At 59.4% G+C, this 21,365-nt stretch carries 17 protein-coding genes; 9 read left to right on the top strand and 8 right to left on the bottom strand.

What is annotated here, in order from left to right; genetic code table 11:
* Positions 1–258: 258 nt before the first annotated feature.
* Together mtr and HMPREF3148_RS08180 are read right to left on the bottom strand one after the other, a co-directional pair.
* On the bottom strand, positions 259–1,650 hold the full coding sequence (mtr, locus tag HMPREF3148_RS08185; RefSeq protein ID WP_005528935.1) for a mycothione reductase: 1,392 nt from the start codon (positions 1,648–1,650) through the stop codon (positions 259–261).
* A 55-nt stretch (positions 1,651–1,705) separates the two neighbouring features.
* Positions 1,706–2,692, bottom strand: coding sequence for an alpha/beta hydrolase (locus HMPREF3148_RS08180; RefSeq protein ID WP_034656964.1), 987 nt, complete (start codon positions 2,690–2,692; stop codon positions 1,706–1,708).
* A 359-nt stretch (positions 2,693–3,051) separates the two neighbouring features.
* Between HMPREF3148_RS08180 and mqo the strand changes: the two genes are divergently transcribed.
* Entirely contained in the window at positions 3,052–4,554 is a 1,503-nt protein-coding gene (mqo, locus tag HMPREF3148_RS08175; RefSeq protein WP_049063475.1) for a malate dehydrogenase (quinone), read from the top strand.
* A gap of 83 nt (positions 4,555–4,637) precedes the next feature.
* Here mqo and HMPREF3148_RS08170 read toward each other — a convergent pair whose 3' ends face one another.
* Positions 4,638–5,957, bottom strand: a complete 1,320-nt coding sequence (locus HMPREF3148_RS08170) for a protein adenylyltransferase SelO family protein (RefSeq protein ID WP_049151862.1) — start codon at positions 5,955–5,957, stop codon at positions 4,638–4,640.
* 53 nt (positions 5,958–6,010) lie between these two features.
* Positions 6,011–6,826, bottom strand: a complete 816-nt coding sequence (locus HMPREF3148_RS08165) for a PhzF family phenazine biosynthesis protein (RefSeq protein ID WP_049151863.1) — start codon at positions 6,824–6,826, stop codon at positions 6,011–6,013.
* Between the two features lie 38 nt (positions 6,827–6,864).
* Between HMPREF3148_RS08165 and HMPREF3148_RS08160 the strand changes: the two genes are divergently transcribed.
* Complete coding sequence (locus HMPREF3148_RS08160; RefSeq protein WP_188093099.1) at positions 6,865–8,184, top strand: DUF4921 family protein; 1,320 nt, start codon at positions 6,865–6,867, stop codon at positions 8,182–8,184.
* A 15-nt stretch (positions 8,185–8,199) separates the two neighbouring features.
* Here HMPREF3148_RS08160 and yaaA read toward each other — a convergent pair whose 3' ends face one another.
* The gene (yaaA, locus tag HMPREF3148_RS08155; protein WP_005528947.1) at positions 8,200–8,946 is read right to left on the bottom strand and encodes a peroxide stress protein YaaA; all 747 of its coding nucleotides are present in this window, start codon (positions 8,944–8,946) and stop codon (positions 8,200–8,202) included.
* Between the two features lie 31 nt (positions 8,947–8,977).
* Here yaaA and HMPREF3148_RS08150 point away from each other — a divergent pair, with 31 nt between their 5' ends.
* The gene (locus tag HMPREF3148_RS08150; protein ID WP_049151825.1) at positions 8,978–10,753 is read left to right on the top strand and encodes a proline--tRNA ligase; all 1,776 of its coding nucleotides are present in this window, start codon (positions 8,978–8,980) and stop codon (positions 10,751–10,753) included.
* 440 nt (positions 10,754–11,193) lie between these two features.
* Here the strand turns inward: HMPREF3148_RS08150 and HMPREF3148_RS08145 are convergent, their stop codons facing one another.
* The 3 genes from HMPREF3148_RS08145 to HMPREF3148_RS08135 form a co-directional block, all read right to left on the bottom strand.
* Positions 11,194–11,529 carry a transglycosylase family protein gene (locus HMPREF3148_RS08145; RefSeq protein WP_049063472.1) on the bottom strand — a complete coding sequence of 112 codons (336 nt, stop codon included), beginning with the start codon at positions 11,527–11,529 and terminating at the stop codon, positions 11,194–11,196.
* Between the two features lie 214 nt (positions 11,530–11,743).
* The gene (locus HMPREF3148_RS08140; protein WP_005528953.1) at positions 11,744–13,723 is read right to left on the bottom strand and encodes an MMPL family transporter; all 1,980 of its coding nucleotides are present in this window, start codon (positions 13,721–13,723) and stop codon (positions 11,744–11,746) included.
* A 70-nt stretch (positions 13,724–13,793) separates the two neighbouring features.
* Complete coding sequence (locus HMPREF3148_RS08135) at positions 13,794–14,669, bottom strand: hypothetical protein (RefSeq protein ID WP_005528955.1); 876 nt, start codon at positions 14,667–14,669, stop codon at positions 13,794–13,796.
* Positions 14,670–14,719: 50 nt separating this feature from the next.
* Between HMPREF3148_RS08135 and rimP the strand changes: the two genes are divergently transcribed.
* The 6 genes from rimP to HMPREF3148_RS08110 all read left to right on the top strand — a co-directional run bounded on the left by rimP (position 14,720) and on the right by HMPREF3148_RS08110 (position 21,296).
* Positions 14,720–15,286, top strand: coding sequence for a ribosome maturation factor RimP (gene rimP / locus HMPREF3148_RS08130; protein ID WP_005528957.1), 567 nt, complete (start codon positions 14,720–14,722; stop codon positions 15,284–15,286).
* Positions 15,283–16,299: a transcription termination factor NusA gene (gene nusA / locus HMPREF3148_RS08125; protein WP_005528959.1), complete on the top strand. Its 1,017-nt coding sequence runs from the start codon at positions 15,283–15,285 to the stop codon at positions 16,297–16,299. The genes rimP and nusA overlap by 4 nt, the downstream gene beginning before the upstream one ends.
* Positions 16,300–16,403: 104 nt before the next feature.
* Entirely contained in the window at positions 16,404–16,703 is a 300-nt protein-coding gene (locus tag HMPREF3148_RS13285; protein ID WP_005528961.1) for a YlxR family protein, read from the top strand.
* Positions 16,704–16,865: 162 nt separating this feature from the next.
* Positions 16,866–19,691 carry a translation initiation factor IF-2 gene (gene infB, locus HMPREF3148_RS08120; RefSeq protein ID WP_049151826.1) on the top strand — a complete coding sequence of 942 codons (2,826 nt, stop codon included), beginning with the start codon at positions 16,866–16,868 and terminating at the stop codon, positions 19,689–19,691.
* Between the two features lie 167 nt (positions 19,692–19,858).
* Entirely contained in the window at positions 19,859–20,302 is a 444-nt protein-coding gene (gene rbfA / locus HMPREF3148_RS08115) for a 30S ribosome-binding factor RbfA (protein WP_034656829.1), read from the top strand.
* Position 20,303: 1 nt separating this feature from the next.
* Positions 20,304–21,296 carry a DHH family phosphoesterase gene (locus tag HMPREF3148_RS08110; protein WP_005528972.1) on the top strand — a complete coding sequence of 331 codons (993 nt, stop codon included), beginning with the start codon at positions 20,304–20,306 and terminating at the stop codon, positions 21,294–21,296.
* Positions 21,297–21,365 lie beyond the last annotated feature (69 nt).

The following is a 21,365-nucleotide window of genomic DNA, read 5'->3' as shown; positions in this document are numbered from 1 at the left end:
AAGGAGGAGCGCCCTATTACTCATTGTGGCATTGGTCGATGGGCTTACTGCCATCAATATGAAAAAGCTCTAGAAACTTCTACCGAGAACTAGGGGAGGAACCGGAGAAAGAGGACTCAGCAGAAGCCACAGCGGTACGGCCGAATGCTACGTCAATTGCAGTTGGTCGGGGATAAACCATCTCTCAAGTAGTGAAACTATTAACCGGAAAGTTTCCTGGCAAGACGAATGTGGATTTGGCCGCGGTCAATGTTTGCTTTACCAGTCCAGTCCCAAGAGAGCATTTTCAGTCACTTCAGGGAGCGCGGGGTGAATCCAGTACTGCTTACGCGTGAAATCGCGCATGTCAAGGCCGTATACCATTGCTGTGATGAGCTGCTGGATGAGCGTCGAAGCCTGCGGGCCCATGTAATGGGCTCCTAGGAGGCGTCCAGTTTTCCTGTCGGCCACCAGCTTACAAATCCCCGTGGAGTCTTCCATAGCCCAACCGTATGCAACGTCGCCGTAGTTTTGGACCTTGACAGCAATGTCGAAGCCTTGCTCGCGTGCGTCTGCTTCAGTGAGACCTACAGAGGCGATTTGCGGATGGGTGAAAACTGCGGCTGGAACGAAATCATGTGGCATCTTCTGCAGATCCTCAGGATGTAGGAGATTGTGCTGCACTGCGCGGGTTTCGGCGTTGGCCACATGCTTGAGCATGTAGGGGGAGGAGACGTCGCCAAGCGCCCAAACGCCCGCGACCGAAGTACGGCCGTACTCGTCGACCTTGATACGTCCGTCTTCGCGCAGCTCAATGCCTGCCGAGTCCAAGCCTAGGAGGTCTGCATTTGGTTTGCGGCCAGTCGCCACGAGGATAGCTTCAGCCTCTACGGTAGATCCGTCGTCGAGAGACAAGGACACGCCACTGTCGTTTTGGGTCAGCTGTGTACCGTTCGCGATACGCACGTCGAAGCGTTCGCGTGCAATCTCGTTGAACCGAGAAACGATGTCCTCATCCAAATGACGAAGCAGCTTCTCCGAGCGGTTGACCACCGTAACCTTGGTGCCCAGTCCGTCAAACACGTGCGCAAACTCCATCGCAATGTAACCGCCGCCCACGATAATGAGGCTCTTTGGCTGCTTAGGCATCCGCATGATGTCTTCATTGGTGTAGTACTTAACACCGGATTCTGCATATACCTCAGGAATGGTGGGGCGGGAACCCGCGGCGATGACGATTTGATCGCCCGTGATGACGTCATCCCCAACCGCAATGGTCTTCGGGCCAACGAAAGTTGCGTGCTTGTCGAACACCGTAATGTTGGGGGTCTCGTCGCCACGGCGATAAGCCTCGCCGCCCTCCGCGATCTTGTCGATGCGATTGACAAAGACTCGCTCGATGATGGACTGCCAGTCGACGTTGTTTACCTGGGCGTCAATTCCGAGGCGCTGACCTTCCTTGGCGGCGTATGCAAGGTCTGCTGCGTAGACGTACATCTTAGTGGGGATACAGCCTACGTTAAGACACGTTCCGCCAAAGGTGCCTTCCTCAACGATGGCTATCTTTTTGTTCTCGAAATCCTCGGATGGAATCGAGTTTCCTGAACCAGTTCCGATGATGATCAGATCGAAATGTTCTGCTTGTGCGTTCTGCGGCGTTGTCGTAGACATAGTTCTCCTTATTTATAGGGGGTTGGATTAGGTGTTGTGGTGGGCGGGATAGTTGTTAGAGCACCGTGGGTAGCCATTCGTCGACTGCTCGAAATGCTTCGTTCCGGATCGGCTCGCGAGATAGGAAAACATCATGACGAGCTCCTTTAAGCGGGCGAAGGGTGTAATGAGAGCCAAGCTCTTTGGCCCATTTTTGTGATTGTTTGACGTCAATGACCGCATCGGCGTAGTTGAGCTCTTCCGAATATGGAGCTGAGAACATCGACTTTGTTGAGGTGAGTGTGAGGATCGGTACGCCGACATCAACACGGCCAGAATGAATAATGTCGAACCCCTTGAATACTGCGCGTGCCCAGCCGATGTATTTCTTATGACCGCCCAACGGCTTCTTTTCAAGGTCGTAGTCCCATTCGCCGTAGCGGCTGGCATGGATCGAATCGCCAAAGGCGGTGAGATTGCCGCCGTGGAGCGCAATATGCGGGGTGACCTTGCCGAAGAAATAGAACAAAGGCTTCGCGGCCTTGAAGGCGAGGGGTGGAATGCCCATCATGTCCAGCCATGGGCTGTTGAGTACTAGCGCTGCGATTCGTTCGTGTCGAGCGGGGTCGGTGCGACGCAAGGCATCGAGCCACAGCGGCACGATTATGCCTGCTGTTGAATGCGCAACCATGATGACCTTTCGCTGTGGCAGGGCATCGAGAGCGGCATTGAGGTCCTTCTCGTAGAAGTGCATGTCGGAGATGTAGTGCCACTTTTGGTGGGGCTCGTGAGAGCGTCCACACTTACGCAAATCAATTCCGTAAAATGCATAACCTTTGTTATGAAAATGCTCCGCTACGTGTTTATGGAAGAAGTAGTCGGTCATGCCGTGCACCCAAATCATTGCGACACGGTCGCTGAGATCCTCGTTATCTGGGTTGTAACGGATCAATGTGGCGTGGACGTCGCCTTCGCCGTCAGGATCCGCACCCAAGGGCAGATCCGCGGCCATAAATCCTGGGCCCAGGATGTCATCAGTCCATTGCAAGGTTGACTCAGTCATACCGACCAGTTTAGGCATACAATGCAAATCCGGTGTTGCGGTGGCGTAGTGATGTGGCTGGGGAGAATTTCACCGAAGGAGACAAGATGCGTAGGGGGCAGCCGTGTGTGAAAACCGGACTTTTTCCCGCATACGGAATCCCCATTTTGATGCTAAAGGCGTAAGGTGGGTAGGTAATGCGTGACGCGTCCCTTGTTATGTGCCGTTGCCAGAGATGCTGTGCTTGTGTTTAAGCCAGCATGTTTAAGACAGCGGAGCGTAAAAGGTAGGCGAAAACGTGCAACGCTAGAAGACTGCGTTCGACGGCTCTGGGCTGTTCGAGCGAGTGATAATTTTCAATCTGAAGAGGTAATAGCAAGGTGTCCTCCGACAAGAAGACAGCACAAGTTGTAGATGAGGTAGATGTAGCCCTCGTTGGCGCAGGTATCATGAGCGCCACCCTGGGTGCCATGCTCCGTGAGCTGGAGCCAAGCTGGACCCAGATGGTTTTCGAGCGTCTCGACGGACCTGCACTTGAGTCCTCCTCCCCATGGAACAACGCTGGTACCGGCCACTCTGCTCTGTGCGAGCTCAACTACACCCCAGAGAAGAACGGTCGCATCGACGTTTCCAAGGCGCTGGGCATTAACGAGAAGTTCCAGGTTTCCCGCCAGTTCTGGGCACACCAGCTCAACAACGGCATCCTGACCGACCCAAAGGCTTTCATTAACCCGGTTCCGCACGTTTCCTTCGCTCAGGGATCCATCCAGGTTGATTACCTCAAGCGTCGTTTTGATGCTTTGAAGGACAACCACATGTTCCCGAACATGCAGTTCTCTGACGATGACGCTACCTTCCAGGAAATGCTGCCACTGATGTCCAAGGGCCGCGACTTCAACTCCCAGAAGGTTGCTATCTCCTGGACTGAAGCAGGTACTGACGTAAACTTCGGCGCCCTGACGAAGCAGTTCTTCACCGCTGCTAAGGCCGCCGGCACCGAGATCCGCTACGGTCATGAGGTCGTCGACATTAAGCGCGATGGCTCTACCTGGAAGGTCTACTCCAAGAACCTGCACACCGGCGACTACAGCGTTGTCCGCGCGAAGTTCGTCTTCGTCGGTGCTGGTGGATACGCTCTTGACCTTCTGCGTAAGGCTGGCGTTCGCGAGGTTTCTGGTTTCGCAGGCTTCCCGGTTTCCGGTCTGTGGTTGCGCGCTAAGAACCCTGAGCTGGTTAAGCAGCATCACGCCAAGGTTTACGGCAAGGCTGCTGTGGGCGCTCCTCCAATGTCGGTTCCGCACCTTGATACCCGCGTTATCGACGGTGAACAGGGCCTGCTCTTCGGCCCATACGGTGGTTGGTCCCCGAAGTTCTTGAAGAAGGGTTCTTACCTCGACCTCTTCAAGTCCATTCGCTTGGACAACATTCCTTCCTACTTGGGCGTTGCAGCTCAAGAGTTTGGTTTGACCAAGTACCTGGTTTCTGAGGTTCTCAAGGACTTCGACAAGCGCGTCGAGACCCTGAAGGAATACGTTCCTTCCGCAGACCCAGCAGACTGGGAGACCGTCATCGCTGGCCAGCGCGTTCAGGTCATCAAGCCAGCAGCTGCACCGCACTTCGGCTCCCTCGAGTTCGGCACCACCCTGATCAACAACCCAGAGGGTAACATCGCCGGTCTGCTCGGTGCTTCCCCAGGCGCTTCCATCACCCCGGCCGTCATGGTCGAGTTGCTGGAGCGTTGCTTCGGTGAGCACATGATTCAGTGGGGCGACAAGATCCAGGAAATGATTCCTTCCTACGGCATCAAGCTGTCCAAGGACAAGAAGCTCTACAACGAGATGTGGGACTACACCCAGAAGACCCTGAAGCTCGACCAAAAGTAAGCCATTCCGGCTGCTTCACAAGCGCACCCCACCACATTACAAACGTAAATTGGTGGGGTGCGCGGCGTTCCGCTCCAGCTGCCTTAAGTGCCGCAATAAGTCAGGTAGCCCTCGGTATCACCGGGAGTTTCAAATTTTTCGTTCGGCTGCCTTGGATGCGTGACTGCGTGGAGGAACTCTTGGAACAAATCCAAGTCCAGCAGGGCCGCCTCAACATTGTGTGGACGCGGAATGACGCGCGGCAGCGGAGGCACCGCAGCCGCCGCGGCGCCTGAGACGCGTTTGCGGTAGTCCTTGAGGAAAGAAGTGTCGGGCGCATCTGTGCAATCACAAAGCAGGTGGTCCAGCGCATCAGGCTCACCATGCAAAGCCTTGGCCAGGCCCTGATTAGCAAGAGTGAAGTCAGCACCCGATTGCGCCAGCGCCGCGAAGTACTCGCCACCCTCTTCGAAGCCAAAGCGCTGCTGGAAGTCACGCTTGCGTTGGTCCTCGAAGCGCTTGTAGAAGCCATTGATGGTTTCTTGGGCATAGGCGATAGCGGCGTCGGGGGAGGCGTCGAAAAGCGGCAGCATGCTCTCCGCCAGCCGGGCGAAGTTCCACCCGAGAATTTCTGGCTGATTGCGAAAGCGGTAGCGTCCCTGCGCATCGATCGAGCTAAACCACGTGTCAGGGTCGTAGGACTCCATGAAGGCACACGGCCCGTAATCGATGGTCTGGCCCGAAAGCGTGGTGTTGTCGGTGTTCATCACGCCGTGAATAAAGCCCACGTGCTGCCACGCGGCAACGGTAGCGATTTGTGCGTCCATCGCACGCGAGTACAGCTCTTTGTAGTCGCTGCCGGGATAATGCCGCGCGATGGTGTAGTTGGCAAGGTCCTCCAGCTGACCGGTTTGCGCAGCGTAGTGGAATGAACCGATACGAATGTGGCTGGCAGCCACGCGCACTAAAACGCCTGCTTCCTCCACCATCTGGCGCTGGATCTTGCGGCCGGTAGAAATAACCGCCAGAGAGCGCGTCGTAGGAATTCCCAGCGCATGCATGGCTTCCGAAAAGAGGTATTCGCGCAGCATCGAGCGTAAGGTGCCGCGTCCATCAGAACCAAGGCGCGAGTACGGGGTGGGGCCAGTGCCCTTGGTATGGAGGTCCCAGCGGCCAGATTCGTTTTCTATCTCGCCGAGCAACAGCGCGCGGCCGTCCCCCATCGTGGGGTTGAACTGCCCGAATTGGTAGCCCGCATATGCCATGGCGTGGGGTTGCTCATCGGTGCTGCGGCCCAGCAAGAACTCAATGCCCGCTGGGGAACGCAGCCAGTCGACGTCCAGCCCAAGCTCGGCGGCCAATGCCTCGTTCACGATGACTACCTGCGGCTGGGGCTGTTCCTCGCCGCGGCTTGGGCGGACCATCCCCGGCAGGCTGCGAGCGAAAGTATGGGAAAGCTCGAAAGGAATCTTCACTCCTATGACTCCAGTTCGCCGCGCACTCGGATGTGGATGGAGCCGCCCACCCAGATGTTCGCGCCGTCGTCAGCAATGTGCACCAGGCCATCGCGTCCTAACTGGCTGCCCTGGCGTGCGGTGTAGCGAGCAGGAACGAGCCCGCGCTCACGCATGAATTGCGCGGCACCGCCGTTGAAAGAACCAGTGACTGGGTCCTCAAATTCACGGGTGAAGGCACGAACTTCGTAAAGGGGCTGGCCTTCGGTGGGATTGGCCGCAAGGCCCACCACGCCGACTTTGATATCGCGGGAGTAAGAGGGACGCAACGCGCGCACGGTGTCCGCATCGGTAAGCTGCACGAGGCGCCATCCCGGGCCGTTGTCCACCCATGCGGCATCAACGATGTCGTCGCTGCTCACCCCCAGTGCATCTGCTGTCTCCGCGAGTTCTGATTCGCCGAGCGCACCCGAGCGCTGGAGCTCCGGCGTGGCGAAGGAAAAGACGCGATCCTCTTGCTTGATACGCACTAAACCAACACCGCACTCTTGGACCAAGTCGCCTTCCTTGCCAGTGAGCTCAGCGAAGACGCAGGCTGTGCCAAGCGTTGGGTGCCCAGCAAAAGGAAACTCTTCGTGCGGCGTGAAAATCCTGACGCGGTAGTCCGCATCGGGGGTTGTGGGGCGCAGCAGAAAGGTCGTTTCAGAGAAGTTGGTCCAGTTGGCTATGTGCTGCATCTGTTCGCTGCTGAGCTCATCAGCACCGGCAATGACGGCTAGCGGATTGCCAGAAAATGCAGTGGTGGCAAAGACATCTACTTCGAAGTACTCGTGACGCATGGCCACCAGCATACGGGTCTGGGGCTATCCTAAAAGGCATGAGCGAAGCACTCTTTAGCCGCATCGAACCGATCCAAGTGATGGCTGACGGAACCGTCAAACAGGTCAACCCTTTTTCCGGCACTGAAGTGTGGACCGTACCCGGCAGGGGAAACCGTCCGTTCTCCCACGCCCCGGAGAGTCCCGAGCCCCTAGCAGTAGGGGCGCATACCTCCACGTGTGCGTTTTGCTCCGACCGCAAACTTGATACCCCGCCTGAAAAGTCACGCATCCTAGGCTCCGGCGAGGTGCTCCGTGGCGTGGGCGCAGCGGACCTGGACCATACTGAGCCTGCGTTTCGTCGAGTGCCCAATCTCTTCGAGATCGTCTCCTATGACTACTGGACCGCGAACTACCAGTACAAGATGGATGACGAGTCGGCCGAGCGAATGCACGCCTATATCGCCGACCCCGCAGGCCGCGAACACGTTCTCAAGACCGTACGCACCAAGCTGAAAGCCGCGGGCAAGGACGCTGAGGTGAGGGAGGAGGAACTGCTCGCGCAGGCCGGCTGCTTCTTCGGCGGTGGGCACGACGTCATCATTGGCTCCCGCCACTTTGTCGACGGCGCTACGGATGACTCGCAGCTGGCGTCCTCAGGCACGCTGAGCCCAGACGAGCACTTCTTGCTGACTTCCTTTACCGCGGACTCCATGCGGGATCTCTACGCCCGTAACCGCTATGCCGATTACGTAGTGGCCTTTCAGAACTGGCTGGCACCCGCCGGAGCGTCCTTCGAGCACCTGCACAAGCAGCTCGTCGCCATCGATGACCTCAGTATGTCTGCCATGCGGGAAAATGACATCCTGCGCTCGCATCCCAATATGTACAACGATTGGGCCGTGGGGTACGCCGCACAGCACAACCTGGTTATCGCTGAGAATGACTACGCGGTGCTCTTCGCAGGCTTTGGTCACCGCTATCCCACGCTGGAGCTCTTCTCCAAGTCGAGGCACTGCGCCCCCTGGGAGCAAACTCCGGGTGAGATCCGCGGAATGTCAGACCTCATGCACGCCGCACACGCGGCCGTGGGCCCAGATGTTGCGTGCAATGAGGAATGGCACCACAAGGCACCTTCGGTTGATGTGGCGCAGCCGTGGCGCGTCATGATTAAGCTGCGCGTGTCGACGCTCGCCGGTTTCGAGGGCGGTACCAAGGTCTACATCAACACCATTTCTCCGTGGGACCTGCGCGACCGCATCGTTGACTCAATGTACAGCTTGCGCGGGCGCGGGAAGCTGGCTTCGGGCATCGCGATTGCCACCGAATGCCGGCTGGAGCGCAACAGCCTGCGCTATCTCTCATCTCGCCAAAGCTAGACCGCTTGTCAAAAGCTAGACCACGAGAGTGAGTTCGAGTTTGCCCGGCTGCGGGCCCTCGACCGTGAGGCCTGCCGCCGAGGCGATTGCTGCGACGTCGTCAACGGCGTAGGCATCAGCGGGGGAGAGCGCCAAGATTCGTGCCAGCTGGCCCTTGTAATGCTTATTGAAGTGCGAGACGACCTTGCGCGAGCCATCCTCCTGGACCGACTCCACGCGAATGGTGACCGCCTGTTTAAACTTGCCCAGCTGTTGGTAAGTGCCCGAGCGCATGTCCACGACGAGCTCACCTGATTGCGCAACCTCAGCGAGTTGCTCCGTGATGGCCTTCCCCCAGCGCGATTTCAACGTCGGCGTTTCGCCGTCCTTGGTCGGCAGCTTCGTTCCTCCGGAGAGGCGGTAATGCGGAATCATGTCGCTGGCGCGGGTAATGCCAAATAATGCGTCGCCAATGGCGAGCCGAGCGCGTGCGGCAGGCGGCAACGTGGCGGCATCGAGCGCGTCGTAAAGCACGCCCGTAAAACGCTCAATCGCGGGCATCGTGGGAGAGGCGAAAAGCTCGGTGTTGGATTCTGCTTCCGGCCGCAACTTCTCAGAGATACCGAGCACCTCGAGCGCCTTGTCGACGTCGAGTTGTGCCAGGTCCGCGGCTATGTCCTGGCGGACAGGATTGAGCGCGGGGAAAGAAAGCTCGTCCCAATTCAGTGGGGCGCCGGTGCCGCCATGGGCCTTTGTTTCAGAAGGTGGGAGGAGAATGAGCATAGGTAAATACTAGCGATGTAGAGTGCTAAGCATGATTACTCGCCTTTCAAATCTCTTCCTTCGCACTCTGCGCGAAGATCCGGCAGATGCCGAAGTCCTCAGCCACAAGCTTCTCGTTCGTGCAGGATACGTGCGCCGCGCCGCGCCGGGCGTGTACACCTGGCTGCCGCTGGGTCTGCGCACCCTGACCAAGATTGAAAACATCGTGCGCGAGGAGATGAACGCCATTGGCGGCCAGGAGATGCTCTTCCCGGCACTTCTGCCGCGCGAGCCTTATGAGCTGACGGATCGCTGGACCGAGTACGGCGACAACCTCTTCCGCCTTAAGGACCGCAAGGGCGCTGACATGCTCCTCGGCCCAACCCACGAGGAGATGTTCGCGGGTGCCGTGAAGGACATGTACTCCTCCTACAAGGACTTCCCAGTTACCCTGTACCAAATCCAGACCAAGTACCGCGACGAGGAGCGCCCGCGTGCGGGCATCCTGCGCGGCCGCGAGTTCGTGATGAAGGATTCTTACTCCTTTGACATGACGGACGAGGGTTTGGATGAGTCCTACATGCGCCACCGCAAGGCTTACCAGAACATCTTTAACCGTCTGGAGATTGATTACGCCATCTGTAAGGCAACGTCTGGTGCCATGGGCGGCTCTGCTTCCGAAGAGTTCCTGGCTGTTTCCCCGGCAGGCGAGGACACCTTCGTGCGCGCCACCGAGGGCGATTATGCGGCCAACGTTGAGGCAGTGGTGACCCCAGCTCCGGAGGAGACCCCGCTGGAGGGCCTTGCTGAGGCTAAGGTTTACGAGACTCCGGATTCTGAGACCATTGACACCCTGGTGGAGTGGGCGAACTCCGAGGGCATTCAGGTTAATGGCCGCGCTGTGACCGGTGCGGACACCCTGAAGTGCATGGTCGTCAAGGTTGCTCACCCAACGGTCAACGACGGCGAGACCGAGAAGGGGTGGGAGCTGGCTGCAGTTCTCATCCCGGGTGACCGTGCGCTTGATGAGAAGCGTTTGGAAGCTTCCCTGGAGCCTGCCGAGTTTGAGCTGGCTACGGATGAGGACTTCAAGGCAAACCCATTCCTGGTCCGCGGTTACGTAGGCCCGCGTGCTCTCAACGCCAATGGCGTCAAGGTTTATGCGGATCCGCGCGTGGTGAAGGGCTCCTCCTGGATCACCGGTGCGGATGAGAAGAACCACCACGTGGTGAACTGCGTGGCTGGCCGCGACTTTGAGGTCGACGAGTTCATTGAGGCAGCTGAGATCAAGGAAGGCGATCCAGCACCAGGTGGCATGGGTACCTTGACCCTGGAGCGCGGCATTGAGCTCGGCCACATCTTCCAGCTGGGCCGCAAGTACACCAAGGCTTTCGACGTCCAGATTCTGGACGAGAACGGCAAGCGCGCCGTTCCGACCATGGGCTCCTACGGCATTGGTGTTTCCCGCATGATGGCTGTTCTGGCTGAGCAGCAGGCGGATGAGAAGGGCCTGCGCTGGCCTGTCGACGTCGCGCCGTTCCAGGTACACGTCGCCGTTGCGAACAAGGACGCCGCTGCACTTGAGGCAGGTCAGAAGCTGGTGGAGGATCTGGATGCTGCGGGCATTGAGGTGCTTTTCGACGACCGCCCCAAGGTTTCCCCAGGCGTGAAGTTCAAGGATGCTGAGCTCCTCGGTATGCCGTTCATCGCCATTCTCGGCCGTTCCTTCGCGGACGGAATCATTGAGCTGCGCATCCGCGGCGGCGAGACCCTTGAGGTCCCAGCCGATGAGATCGTAGACAAGCTCCTCGAGCTCGTGCGCGGTTGAGTCGTGCCGTTAGGGTGCGCTGTTAGCGCGTGCTGTTAGGGTGCGCTGTTAGCGCGTGCTGGTAAGGCGCAGGTACCGCTGCATGTAAATAAGGCTTCCAATCTTGTGATTTGGGGGCCTTATTTGCGTATATAGGTACCTGGCAGCTGGGGCCTCACCGGCTGCGCGGGTTCGCGGGGCGTTTCCGAGTGGGGGGCGGTTTGTGGGGTGCTGCTTCTGGGTGCGGTGCGCGGGGTTGAGGCGAGCCGTTAGAGGGCGAGTACCGCTCTGTGTAAATAGGGCAGCTGTTTGCCGTGTTTTAGGGGGCCTATTTGCATACAGAAGTACGTTGCTGGGATACAAAGCGGTGGGTTGCTGGGAACACACTAAGGCCCTGCGCTCTAGCTGCTTTCGTGAAGCCTGCTAGAGGGCAGGGCCTTATGGCACGTATGGGTGTGGCTTTAGTAGCCGCCGACTGGGCCACCGCAGTTGGGCCAAGCGCCAGCGCCCTGGGCGGCAAGCACCTGTTCAGCAACAGCGATCTGCTGCTCCTTGGTTACTTGGTCTGCGGTCGGTGCGTACTGCTGTCCGCCGAATCCTGACCAGGTTTGGGCGCTGAACTGGAGGCCGCCGTAGTAGCCGTTACCAGTGTTAACCTGCCAGTTGCCGCCGGACTCGCACGCTGCCACCTGGTCCCACGCGGAGACCGGTGCGGCGTTGGCTGCCGGGGTAGCCAGTGCTGCGACGCCCAATGCAGCGGTAGCGGATAGGGTTGCAAACTTCTTCTTGGAACGCATTGAGAAAGTACTCCTTCTCTTTGTGTCTTCTAAAGGTCTCAAGCCGAACACCCGGAATATCCACGCGGTATCTACACGATCTACACGCGGTATCTCCGGTGAGTTCATGACCGTCCAAGGTAAAAGCTGCGGTGGTGCACATGCAATGAAATGCACCGTAGAATCCCCTGAGGTTTTGCTGGCCGCGTGCAGGGGATTCCAAGGAGGGGGGGAGCTAATCCGCATCGTGCTTTTCTGCGAATGGGTGCGCAGGCCACCAGAACTTCTCGCCGAGGATCTGCACCACCGATGGGACCAAGACAGTGCGGACGATGAGGGTGTCCAGAAGCACGCCGATGAACACGGTGATGCCCAGCTGGGCCAGAACCACCAGCGGCAGCACGCCGAGTGCAGCGAACACTGCCGCCAGCAAGATACCGGCAGAGGTAATCACGCCACCTGTTGCTGAAAGCGCCGTCAAGATGCCGCGGCGGGTGCCAATCTCACCGGCGTCCTCCCGGGCGCGGGTGATGAGGAAGATGGTGTAGTCGATGCCCAATGCAACCAAGAACACGAAAGCGAACAACGGGGTGTTGGACGCGAAGCGGTCGAAGCCCAGCAGGTAGTGGGAGAGCCACCACCCCAGGCCGATGGCCGCCACGTTGGTCAGCAACACGGAAGCGACCATGATGACCGGTGCCAGGAAAGAACGCAGCATGATCACGAGAGCGCCAAAGATGAGGGCCAAGACCAGCGGGAAGATAATCTTGCGGTCCCGCTCCGCGGCTGATTCCTCATCAACCAGCTGCGCATCGGCACCGCCTACGAGCACGGCGCCATCGGCGCGCTCACCTTGGTGGTCGCCGAACTTCTCACGCAGCTGTAGGAAGTCCGCGCCGGAGACCTGCAGGAGGCTCCATCCCTCAGCGCTGCCTTGTTCCTGCGCACTAGCACCCATTGCCTCGATGTCCCTGGTGGTGCCAGCCGGATCCTGGGTTGCTACGAGCGGCGGGGTAGAGGACTGATCAGGGAAGGCCTCCTCGAGGGCCTCGCCTGCGCTGATGGATTCAGGGGTATCGATGAACTGGTCCGACTGCGTAAGACCCGTCGAGGTCTGAAAGTAACCGATGGAGCAGATAGCCAGGATGAGCAGCGACACCGCAGCAATACGCTTCGGAGCCTTGGCCGCGAGTCCGCCAATCTTGTCCCACAGCTTGTGATCCGGAGTATCGCCTTGCCGCGGACGGCGTGGCCAGAAGATCCAGCGGCCAAAAGCAACCAGAACGCCAGGCAGCGCGAACATAGCGAACAACCAAGCCACGAAGACGCCCACCGCAGCGGCCGCACCGAGCCCCTGCGTGGTTGGGATGAGGGAAAGCAAGAGGCAGAGAACGCCCAGCACCACGGTTCCTGCCGAGGCCGAAACGGTTTTCAGCGTCGGTACCCATGCGCGCGCCATGGCCGCGTAGCGGTCCGAGGTAGAGGTCAGTTCGTCGCGATAGCGGGAGATAAGCAGTAGTGCGTAGTTGGTGCCCGCGCCGAAAACAAGCACGGACAAGATGCCCGAGGTGGACTCGTTCCACGTCACGCCGAATGCGTCGAGAACGTAAGTGTAGACAGTCGCGGCCACACGGTCAGCGACACCGATGACAAGCAGCGGAAGCAGCCACAGAACAGGGGAGCGGTACGTAACAATGAGGAGCACCGCCACAATGCCCGCGGTTACTGCCAGAAGCATAAAGTTAGCGCCTTGGAAGACACCCGCGAGGTCCGCCTTGATTGCAGCAGGGCCGGTGACCTGGGAGGTCACGCCCTCTGGAAGATCAGCAGCGGCGTCCTCGCGTAGCTGCGTGACCTTGTCAGCATTCTCGGTAGGCGTACCCGCCTCTACCTGAACCGGGACGATGGCAGACTGCCCATCCTCGCTCGGGATGAGCGGGCCGCCGAGTTCCTTTGCCACACCACGCAGGGCATTGACATCGAGTGGCTTATCCGAATCAAAAAAGACGATGGCAGCTTGCGCTGACTCGCCCTCGGATTCCTGCTTGGAGATCTCCTCCTGTAGCTGGGCCACCGTGGTGGAGTCCATGTCCTTGGGCAGCGAGGCAGTCGAGGACTCAGGTTGGTCGAGGCCGCCCAGGCCGATAGCCCCGATAGCGAGGATGACGAGGACGAGCGCTAGCCACCGAAAGTGGCGCATCTTTTGAGAATTCACTTACGCCACTTTACGAGCTACCCAATGTACGGGGTTAAAAGATAGCGCGCTGACAGGGTGCTTGGATGCTCTAGAGACCGCGTGATTGAGCGGCGACGGCGATGAGCCAGTTGCGCCATGCCACGCGCTCCTCGCCTTCGGCGGTGGGGGCGGCGGCCTTCGAAGCGGCATCCTCCCACTTCAGAGTGTCATTCCACCCCAATTTGTCCACGTAGCTCTGGGCCGAAGAAGCGTCGGTGGGAAGAGCGACGCCAGCAACTGCCGTCGGTTGATAAGCCACCGCCGGTTGCGGAACCTTAGCGACTTCCCCGATTGCGCCTTGCAGGGCCTCAATGCGCTTTTCGTGCAGCGACAAACGGTTGTCGATGTCTGCTTCTATCTCCGGTGATGCATAGCTACGCGCGAAGTCGAGGCCGAAGACTTGCTCGTACTCCCAGTTCAACAAGCTGGTAGCGCTTTCCAGATCTGCTGCCTCGAGCTCCGGGATTGCGGGCAACTCGGCGCCGTCCCAGGCATCCAAAACAATGGCCTGGTTAGTCACTAATGCGCGGGACTCAGAGCTGACTTCGCTCAACGCGTCACGGGTGCGATGCGCAGCTTCGTTGAGGGTTTTAGCCACATCGACGTCGGAAAGCGGCGCGTCAGTCGTGCGCTCTACCGTGCACGAGCGGGGAGCGTTACCTTCGTTATTGAGGCCGCACAGACGTTTCACCTCCGCGTAAAGTGCGTCGGCCTGGTCAGTGCGCAGGGATGAAGCATTGGCGTCGACATCGGCAAGATTCTGGGCATCATTGTCCGCGCTGCGGGCGAGGGCTACTAGAGTCTCGTCGGGCCGAGGACCAAAGTAATCCACGACGGAGTCCACGGCCTGGCACCCGCTCAACGCGGGCACGAGTGCTGCAAGTGCGGTGAGGGTTGCGACGGGGGTCAAGGCGCGGTGATTCACTCAAAAGACCTTACACGCAACAGCTGGGCGCAGCAGTTAGGCTAGAACGCATGGCTTTTCCAGATGCAGCACAACTTACTGAATTACTCCAGCCACTGCTGGAGCCCCGCGGACTCGATGTGGAGGACGTAAAGACCACCAAGGCTGGTAAGAAGTCCCAGGTTATTATCCGAATCGACGGCGACCAGCGCCCAAGCTCGGACGTTTTGGAGGAAGTCTCCAACCAGATTTCTGAATTCTTCGACGCCAAGGAGGAGTCCGGTGAACTGAACTTCGGTGCCGGATACACCCTGGAGGTCTCCACGCCTGGCGTCGATCTGCCACTGACCGCGCCCCGTCATTGGCGCCGCAACCGTGGGCGTCTGGTCGCTTTCGAGCTGACCCCAGGCAAGAGCGAAGTGGCGCGCATTGGCGCACTTTCCGACGACGCTTCTTCCGTAGCGCTCATCACAACGGTGAAGAAGGACGTGTACTTTCGCATCGAGCGATTGGAAAATATTGCCCGCGCGGTGGTAGAAATTGAGTTTGCTAAACCTTCTGCCGTTGAGCAGGAGGCAGCGCAACAGACGTTTGAATACGCCGAGCAGAACTCGGCAACCCGAGAGGATGAAAAGTGAATATTGATCTAGAGGCACTCCGTACGATTGAGTCTGAGCGTGGCATCCAAGTAAAGGACCTGCTTGAAGCAATCGCGGGTGCCTTGTTGTATTCGTACCTGGATTACCGCGAGCAGTCGGCTGCGGGTAAATCCGAGGGAACCAAGTCCCGCGTTGATATCGATGCAGACACCGGTGCGGTCACCGTCATCGTCACCGAATCTGATCCGGAGACCGGCGAGGTCATCAGCGAATATGATGACACTCCAGAAAACTTCAGCCGCGTCGGCGCCCAGGCCGTGCGTGAGGCAATCATCCGCAAGCTGCGTGAGGCAGAGGCTGAGGTAACTTACGAGTCCTACTCCGAGCTGACCGGCCGTGTTGTATCTGGCATCGTGCAGCGTGACGTGCGCGCCAACGAGCGTGGCGTGGTTGTGGTTCAGCTGGGTACCGAGCTGGATTCGCAGGATGCCATCCTGCTGCCAGCTGAGCAGCTACCAGGTGAAAAGCTTGAGCACGGTGACCGCATCAAGGCTTACGTTGTCGGCGTGACCCGCAACGGTGCACAGGTGCAGATAACTTTGTCGCGTACCCACCCGGAGTTGGTGCGCGGCCTGTTCGAGCTTGAAATCCCTGAGGTGGGCGACGGCGCCGTGGAGCTCGTTGCTATTGCCCGCGAGGCTGGCCACCGTTCGAAGGTGTCCGTCATCGGCCATGCCAAGGGGCTTAACGCCAAGGGAGCCTGCATTGGTCCACGTGGCGAGCGCGTCAACAACATCATGCGTGAACTTGGTGGCGAGAAGATTGACATCATTGACTACAACGAAGATCCTGCGGTTTACGTTGGCAATTCTTTGGCACCGTCGAAGGTGGTTCGCGTCGAGGTTGTTGACCCAGATGCGCAGGTCGCACGCGTAACCGTGCCGGACTATCAACTGTCTTTGGCCATCGGTAAAGAAGGCCAGAACGCACGCCTGGCCGCGCGCCTGACCGGTTGGAAGATCGACATCCACTCGGACGCTGCACAGGACTAAAAGACCTAATTAAGGATTTGCCGCATTTTCGCGTAAGCTAGATAGCGGCCCACATGCAGAAAAGCTGGGGCGTTTTTCAAGTGATCGTTTATGTAGGGAGTTGGATGTCACCTCGACAACCACACACAAGACTCCGTACGTGCATCGCTACGCGCCGCCGCTTTCCTGACACGCAGCTACTGCGGGTCGTCGTTGATAGCGCCGATCCCACTGGCCGCCGTGTCGTGGCAGATCCACTTCGCCGGCTTCCCGGAAGGGGAGCTTGGATTACCCCGGATCTCACTGCATTAGAGCTGGCGGAGCGCACCCGAGCCTTTCGACGCGCGCTTCGGTTATCCACTGACGTGGATACAGGTCACGTACGTGAGTACCTGGAAACGCAGGCGAAAGCCGGCGCAACCTAGGTGCATTCGTGGAGGCACCGCGCTTCCACGAGGCAGAGTTAAAGGAAGACCGAACACTGATGAGCGCACAACGATGAAGCATCAGCGATGAAAGTCCATAGCCATTAACTAGGGGTCAAGCCACACTGGCCTTGGCTCCTAGTCACAATCACAAGGAGACAAGTGCCCGGAAAGCTACGTGTTCACGAGCTCGCAAAGCAGCTCGGTGTAACCAGCAAGGAACTACTCGCCACGCTCAAGGAGCAGGGCGAATTCGTTAAAACCGCATCTTCGACCATTGAACCCCCAGTGGTGAAGAAGATGCGCGCCCACTATGAGGCGCAGTCCGGCGGAGAGAAGCCATCCGGCGATCAGCCTGCCAAGGCGGCAGCGGCTGACAAGGCCGCAAAGCCTGCAGCTAAGACCTCCGCAAAGCCAGGCGCAGCGGCGTCTGCACCAAAGCCAGGTGCGCCGAAGCCAGCAGCTGCCAAGTCCGGTGCTGCAAAGTCCGCGCCAAAGGAAGCTGCACCGACTGCAAAGGCCGAGGCTTCCCAGAAGCCTGCCGCTTCTGCAGCTAAGCCAGGTCCGAAGCCGGGCGCATCGATGCCGGCTCCGAAGGCTCCACAGAAGTCCCAGGCAAACGCAGAGGCTAAGTCAGCACCGAAGCCGGGCGGCGAGCGCCCGACTCCGGGTAACTCCATGCCTCGTCCGATGCCGAAGCCAGGCGGCTCCCGCCGCGTGGCCAACAACCCGTTCTCCACTGGCGGTGCCGGTGGCGACCGCCCAGGACCTCGTCCGGGCGGTTCCAAGGGCCCACGTCCTGGCGGCAAGCCAGGCGATAACCGTGGTGGCAAGGGCGGCGGACGCTCCGGCCAGGGTGAAGGCAACCAGCGTCAAGGCCAGGGGCAGGGCGGGGGACGCCGCCCATCGCCGGCCATGATGCCTTCGCATCCGAACCCGGCAGCCATGCCATCTAAGTCCTCCAACGGTGGCGGCGGTGGCCGTGGCCGCGGTGGGCGTGGCCAGGGTGGACCAGGCCAGGGCGGCCCGGGCGGCTTCCGTGGTGGCGGTCGCGGCGGTCGTCGCGGCGGCACCGCCGGTGCATTCGGCCGTCCAGGTGGCGCACCACGCAGGGGCAAGAAGTCCAAGCGTCAGAAGCGTCATGAGTTCGAAGAGCAGCAGAAGCATGAGGTAGGCGGCGTACGTTTGCCTGACGGCAAGGGCCAGACTGTACGTCTGCGCCGAGGTGCATCTTTGGCTGACTTCGCTGAGAAGATTGGTGCAGATCCAGCAGCATTGGTACAGGCTCTGTTTAACCTCGGTGAGATGGTCACCGCTACCGCCTCCGTTTCCGAGGAAACCCTGCAGCTGCTCGGCGCCGAGATCAACTACGACGTTCAGGTCGTCTCCCCAGAGGACGAGGACCGTGAGCTGCTCGAGTCCTTCGATCTGCAGTTCGGTGAGGACGAGGGCGGCGAAGAGGCTCTTGAGAAGCGTCCTCCAGTCGTTACCGTCATGGGTCACGTTGACCACGGTAAGACCCGCCTTTTGGACTCCATCCGTAAGACCAACGAGCGCGAGGGCGAGGCCGGCGGCATCACCCAGGGCATCGGTGCATACCAGACCACCGTTGTACTGGAAGATGGCGAGCGCACCATCACCTTCCTGGATACCCCGGGTCACGAGGCGTTTACCGCTATGCGTGCGCGTGGTGCAAAGTCCACCGACTTGGCAATCCTGGTTGTCGCAGCGGACGACGGCGTCATGCCGCAGACCGTTGAGGCTATTAACCACGCCAAGGCTGCGGACATCCCAGTCGTGGTTGCTGTTAACAAGATCGATAAGCCGGAGGCATCCCCGGACAAGATCCGTGGCCAGCTCACCGAGTATGGCCTGGTTCCGGAGGAGTACGGCGGCGACACCATGTTCGTCGACATCTCTGCAAAGCAGAACATCAACATCGATGGTCTGTTGGAGGCAGTTGTCCTGACTGCCGATGCAGCTCTCGAGCTGACTGCTAACCCAGAGATGGACGCACAGGGCGTAGCCATCGAGGCTCACCTCGATCGTGGCCGTGGTCCAGTTGCCACTGTCATCGTTCAGCGCGGTACCCTCCGCGTTGGTGACTCCATTGTCGTCGGTGACGCTCACGGCCGTGTCCGCCGCATGCTCGACGAGTTCGGCAACGACGTCGAAGAGGCAGGTCCGTCCCGTCCGGTTCAGGTCCAGGGCCTCAACGGTGTGCCAGGCGCTGGCGACAACCTCCTCGTGGTCGAAGACGACCGCGTGGCCCGCCAGATTGCTGCACAGCGTGATGCTCGCAAGCGTTCCGCTTTGCAGGCAAAGGCTCGCAAGCGCGTCTCTCTCGAGGATCTGGATGCAGTTCTCAAGGAGACCTCGACCCTCAACCTCATCCTCAAGGGCGACAACGCCGGTTCGGTGGAAGCCCTGGAAGATGCGTTGTTGGACATCGAGATCGACGACGAGGTACAGCTCAACATCATCGACCGTGGCGTCGGTGCTGTAACCCAGACCAACGTCTCCCTGGCAGCGGCTTCCGACGCCATCATCATCGCCTTCAACGTTCGCGCTGAGGGTAAGGCAACTGAGGAAGCTAACGCCGAGGGCGTGGATATCCGCTATTACACGGTTATCTACCGCGCCATCGAAGAGGTCGAGGCTGCTCTCAAGGGCATGCTTAAGCCAATCTACGAGGAGCGCGACACCGGTGCTGCGGAGATCCGCGCTCTGTTCAAGTCCTCCGCCGTCGGCACCATCGCGGGCTGCATGGTCACCGAGGGCAAGGTCAAGCGCAACGGCAAGGTCCGCATCGTTCGCGATGGCAACGTCATCACTTCCGACGCCAAGATCGAGTCCCTGCGCCACGAAAAGGACGACGCAAACGAGATCAACGCCGGCTACGAGTGCGGTATGGTCCTGTCCTACCCGGACATCCAGGTGGGCGACCAGATCCAGGCCTACGAAGAGGTCGAGGTTCCGCGTACCTAGTCCGCAAGCGGAGTAAATAGAATCGCCAGGTGTTTCCCCGATGGGGAAGCCCTGGCGATTCTATTTGCAGCTTCTGCTGCAGGACATGGATGCGGAGTAATGTAAGATGAACACGGTTTTATAGATCTTGGTAGAGATCGCTAGTTCGACGGAGAAGGAGTTGCACCATGGTTGACCACGCGCGTGCTGCACGAATGGCTAAGCGTATTCAGGAAATCGTGGCGAGTGCCATCGAACGCGAGATCAAGGACCGTCGCCTCGAGATGGTGACCATCACCGATACTCGCGTCACGGGTGATCTCCACGATGCCACCGTTTACTACACCGTGCGCGGCAAGGACATCGACTCCGAGCCGGACTTTGACAAGGCAGCAGAGGCACTCAATCGCGCGAAGGGCCAACTGCGCAAGATTGTGGGCGATCAGCTCTCCGTGCGCTTTACCCCGACGCTCGCCTTCGAGGTCGATACCGTTCCGGAGGCTTCCGCCCACATGGAGGATTTGCTGGCGCGCGCCCGCGCCCGCGATGCGGAGCTTGCCAAGCTGAAGGCCAATGCTAAGCCCGCTGGAGACGCGAACCCATACAAGGATTCCGCTCGGGAAGAGGCCTAGGGTGCGCCGCACTGATTATCAAAGCGCCGCCGACGCCTTGATAGAAGCGAGCAGCATCTGCATCATTACGCACCTGCGCCCCGATGCGGATGCTATCGGTTCTGCCGCCGCGTTGAACCTGGCGTTGCGCCAGCGAGGCAAGCAGACCCGCACCGTCATCGGCCAGGAACACCCGATTTCGAACAATCTCTTCACCATCCCTGCCGCCGACGAGATTGAGCTCGTTAACACCCTGCCCAAAGGCTATGACCTTTATGTCACGGTGGACTGCGGTTCCATCGACCGCACCGGAGCTCTCATGCGGGAGTTGGAGAAGATGGCGGGCACCGGCCGCGTTCTGTGCATTGACCATCACGCATCGAACCGCGGTTTCGGTTCCATCAACCTGATTGATCCGGAGTGCGAGTCCACCACTGTGGTGCTTCTCGACGTCCTCGATATGCTCTCCGTGCAGATCGACCGCGGGATTGCGCATTGCCTCTATGCCGGTCTGGTCACCGACACCGGCAGCTTCCGCTGGGGCCGGCCAGCCATGCACGACATCGCTGCCCGCCTGATGTTTTACGGGCTCGATACCAAGCAGATCGCAGTGGATCTGATGGACTCCAATACTGCAGACGACGTGCAGATGGTCGGCCGCGTGCTGTCTGGTCTGCGTATCATCGAAGCTGGCGAGCACCGCCTCGGCACGCTTATTGTTCCCGTTGAAGAAGTACAGTCACACTCCGATTCCGCCGTGGAATCCATGGTGGACTTCGTGCGCGCGCTCAAAGGCACCGACATGGGCGTGGTGTTCAAAGAGCAACGCGCGGGAGTCTGGGCGGTGTCGCTGCGTTCTTCCACCGTTAACTGCGCGCAGGTGGCGCTCATGTTCGACGGCGGCGGGCACATCCCGGCGGCCGGTTATACGGCCCTGGGCAAGCCAGAAGAAATCATTGCTCATCTCGTCGACGCACTTGCCGCTTACGACGAAGAAAATGCTGTAGGGGAGTAACCATCACGCGGCGCGAACAGGACAATGCTTCGGCAGAAGCAGAAGATACTTCGAAGCCAGATAAGGCAG

The sequence above is a fragment of the Corynebacterium sp. HMSC05D08 genome (assembly GCF_001807215.1).
Lineage (GTDB): Bacteria > Actinomycetota > Actinomycetes > Mycobacteriales > Mycobacteriaceae > Corynebacterium > Corynebacterium striatum.
The sequence above is the reverse complement of the archived record's forward strand: the minus strand, read 5'-3'. Positions and strand labels throughout refer to the sequence as shown.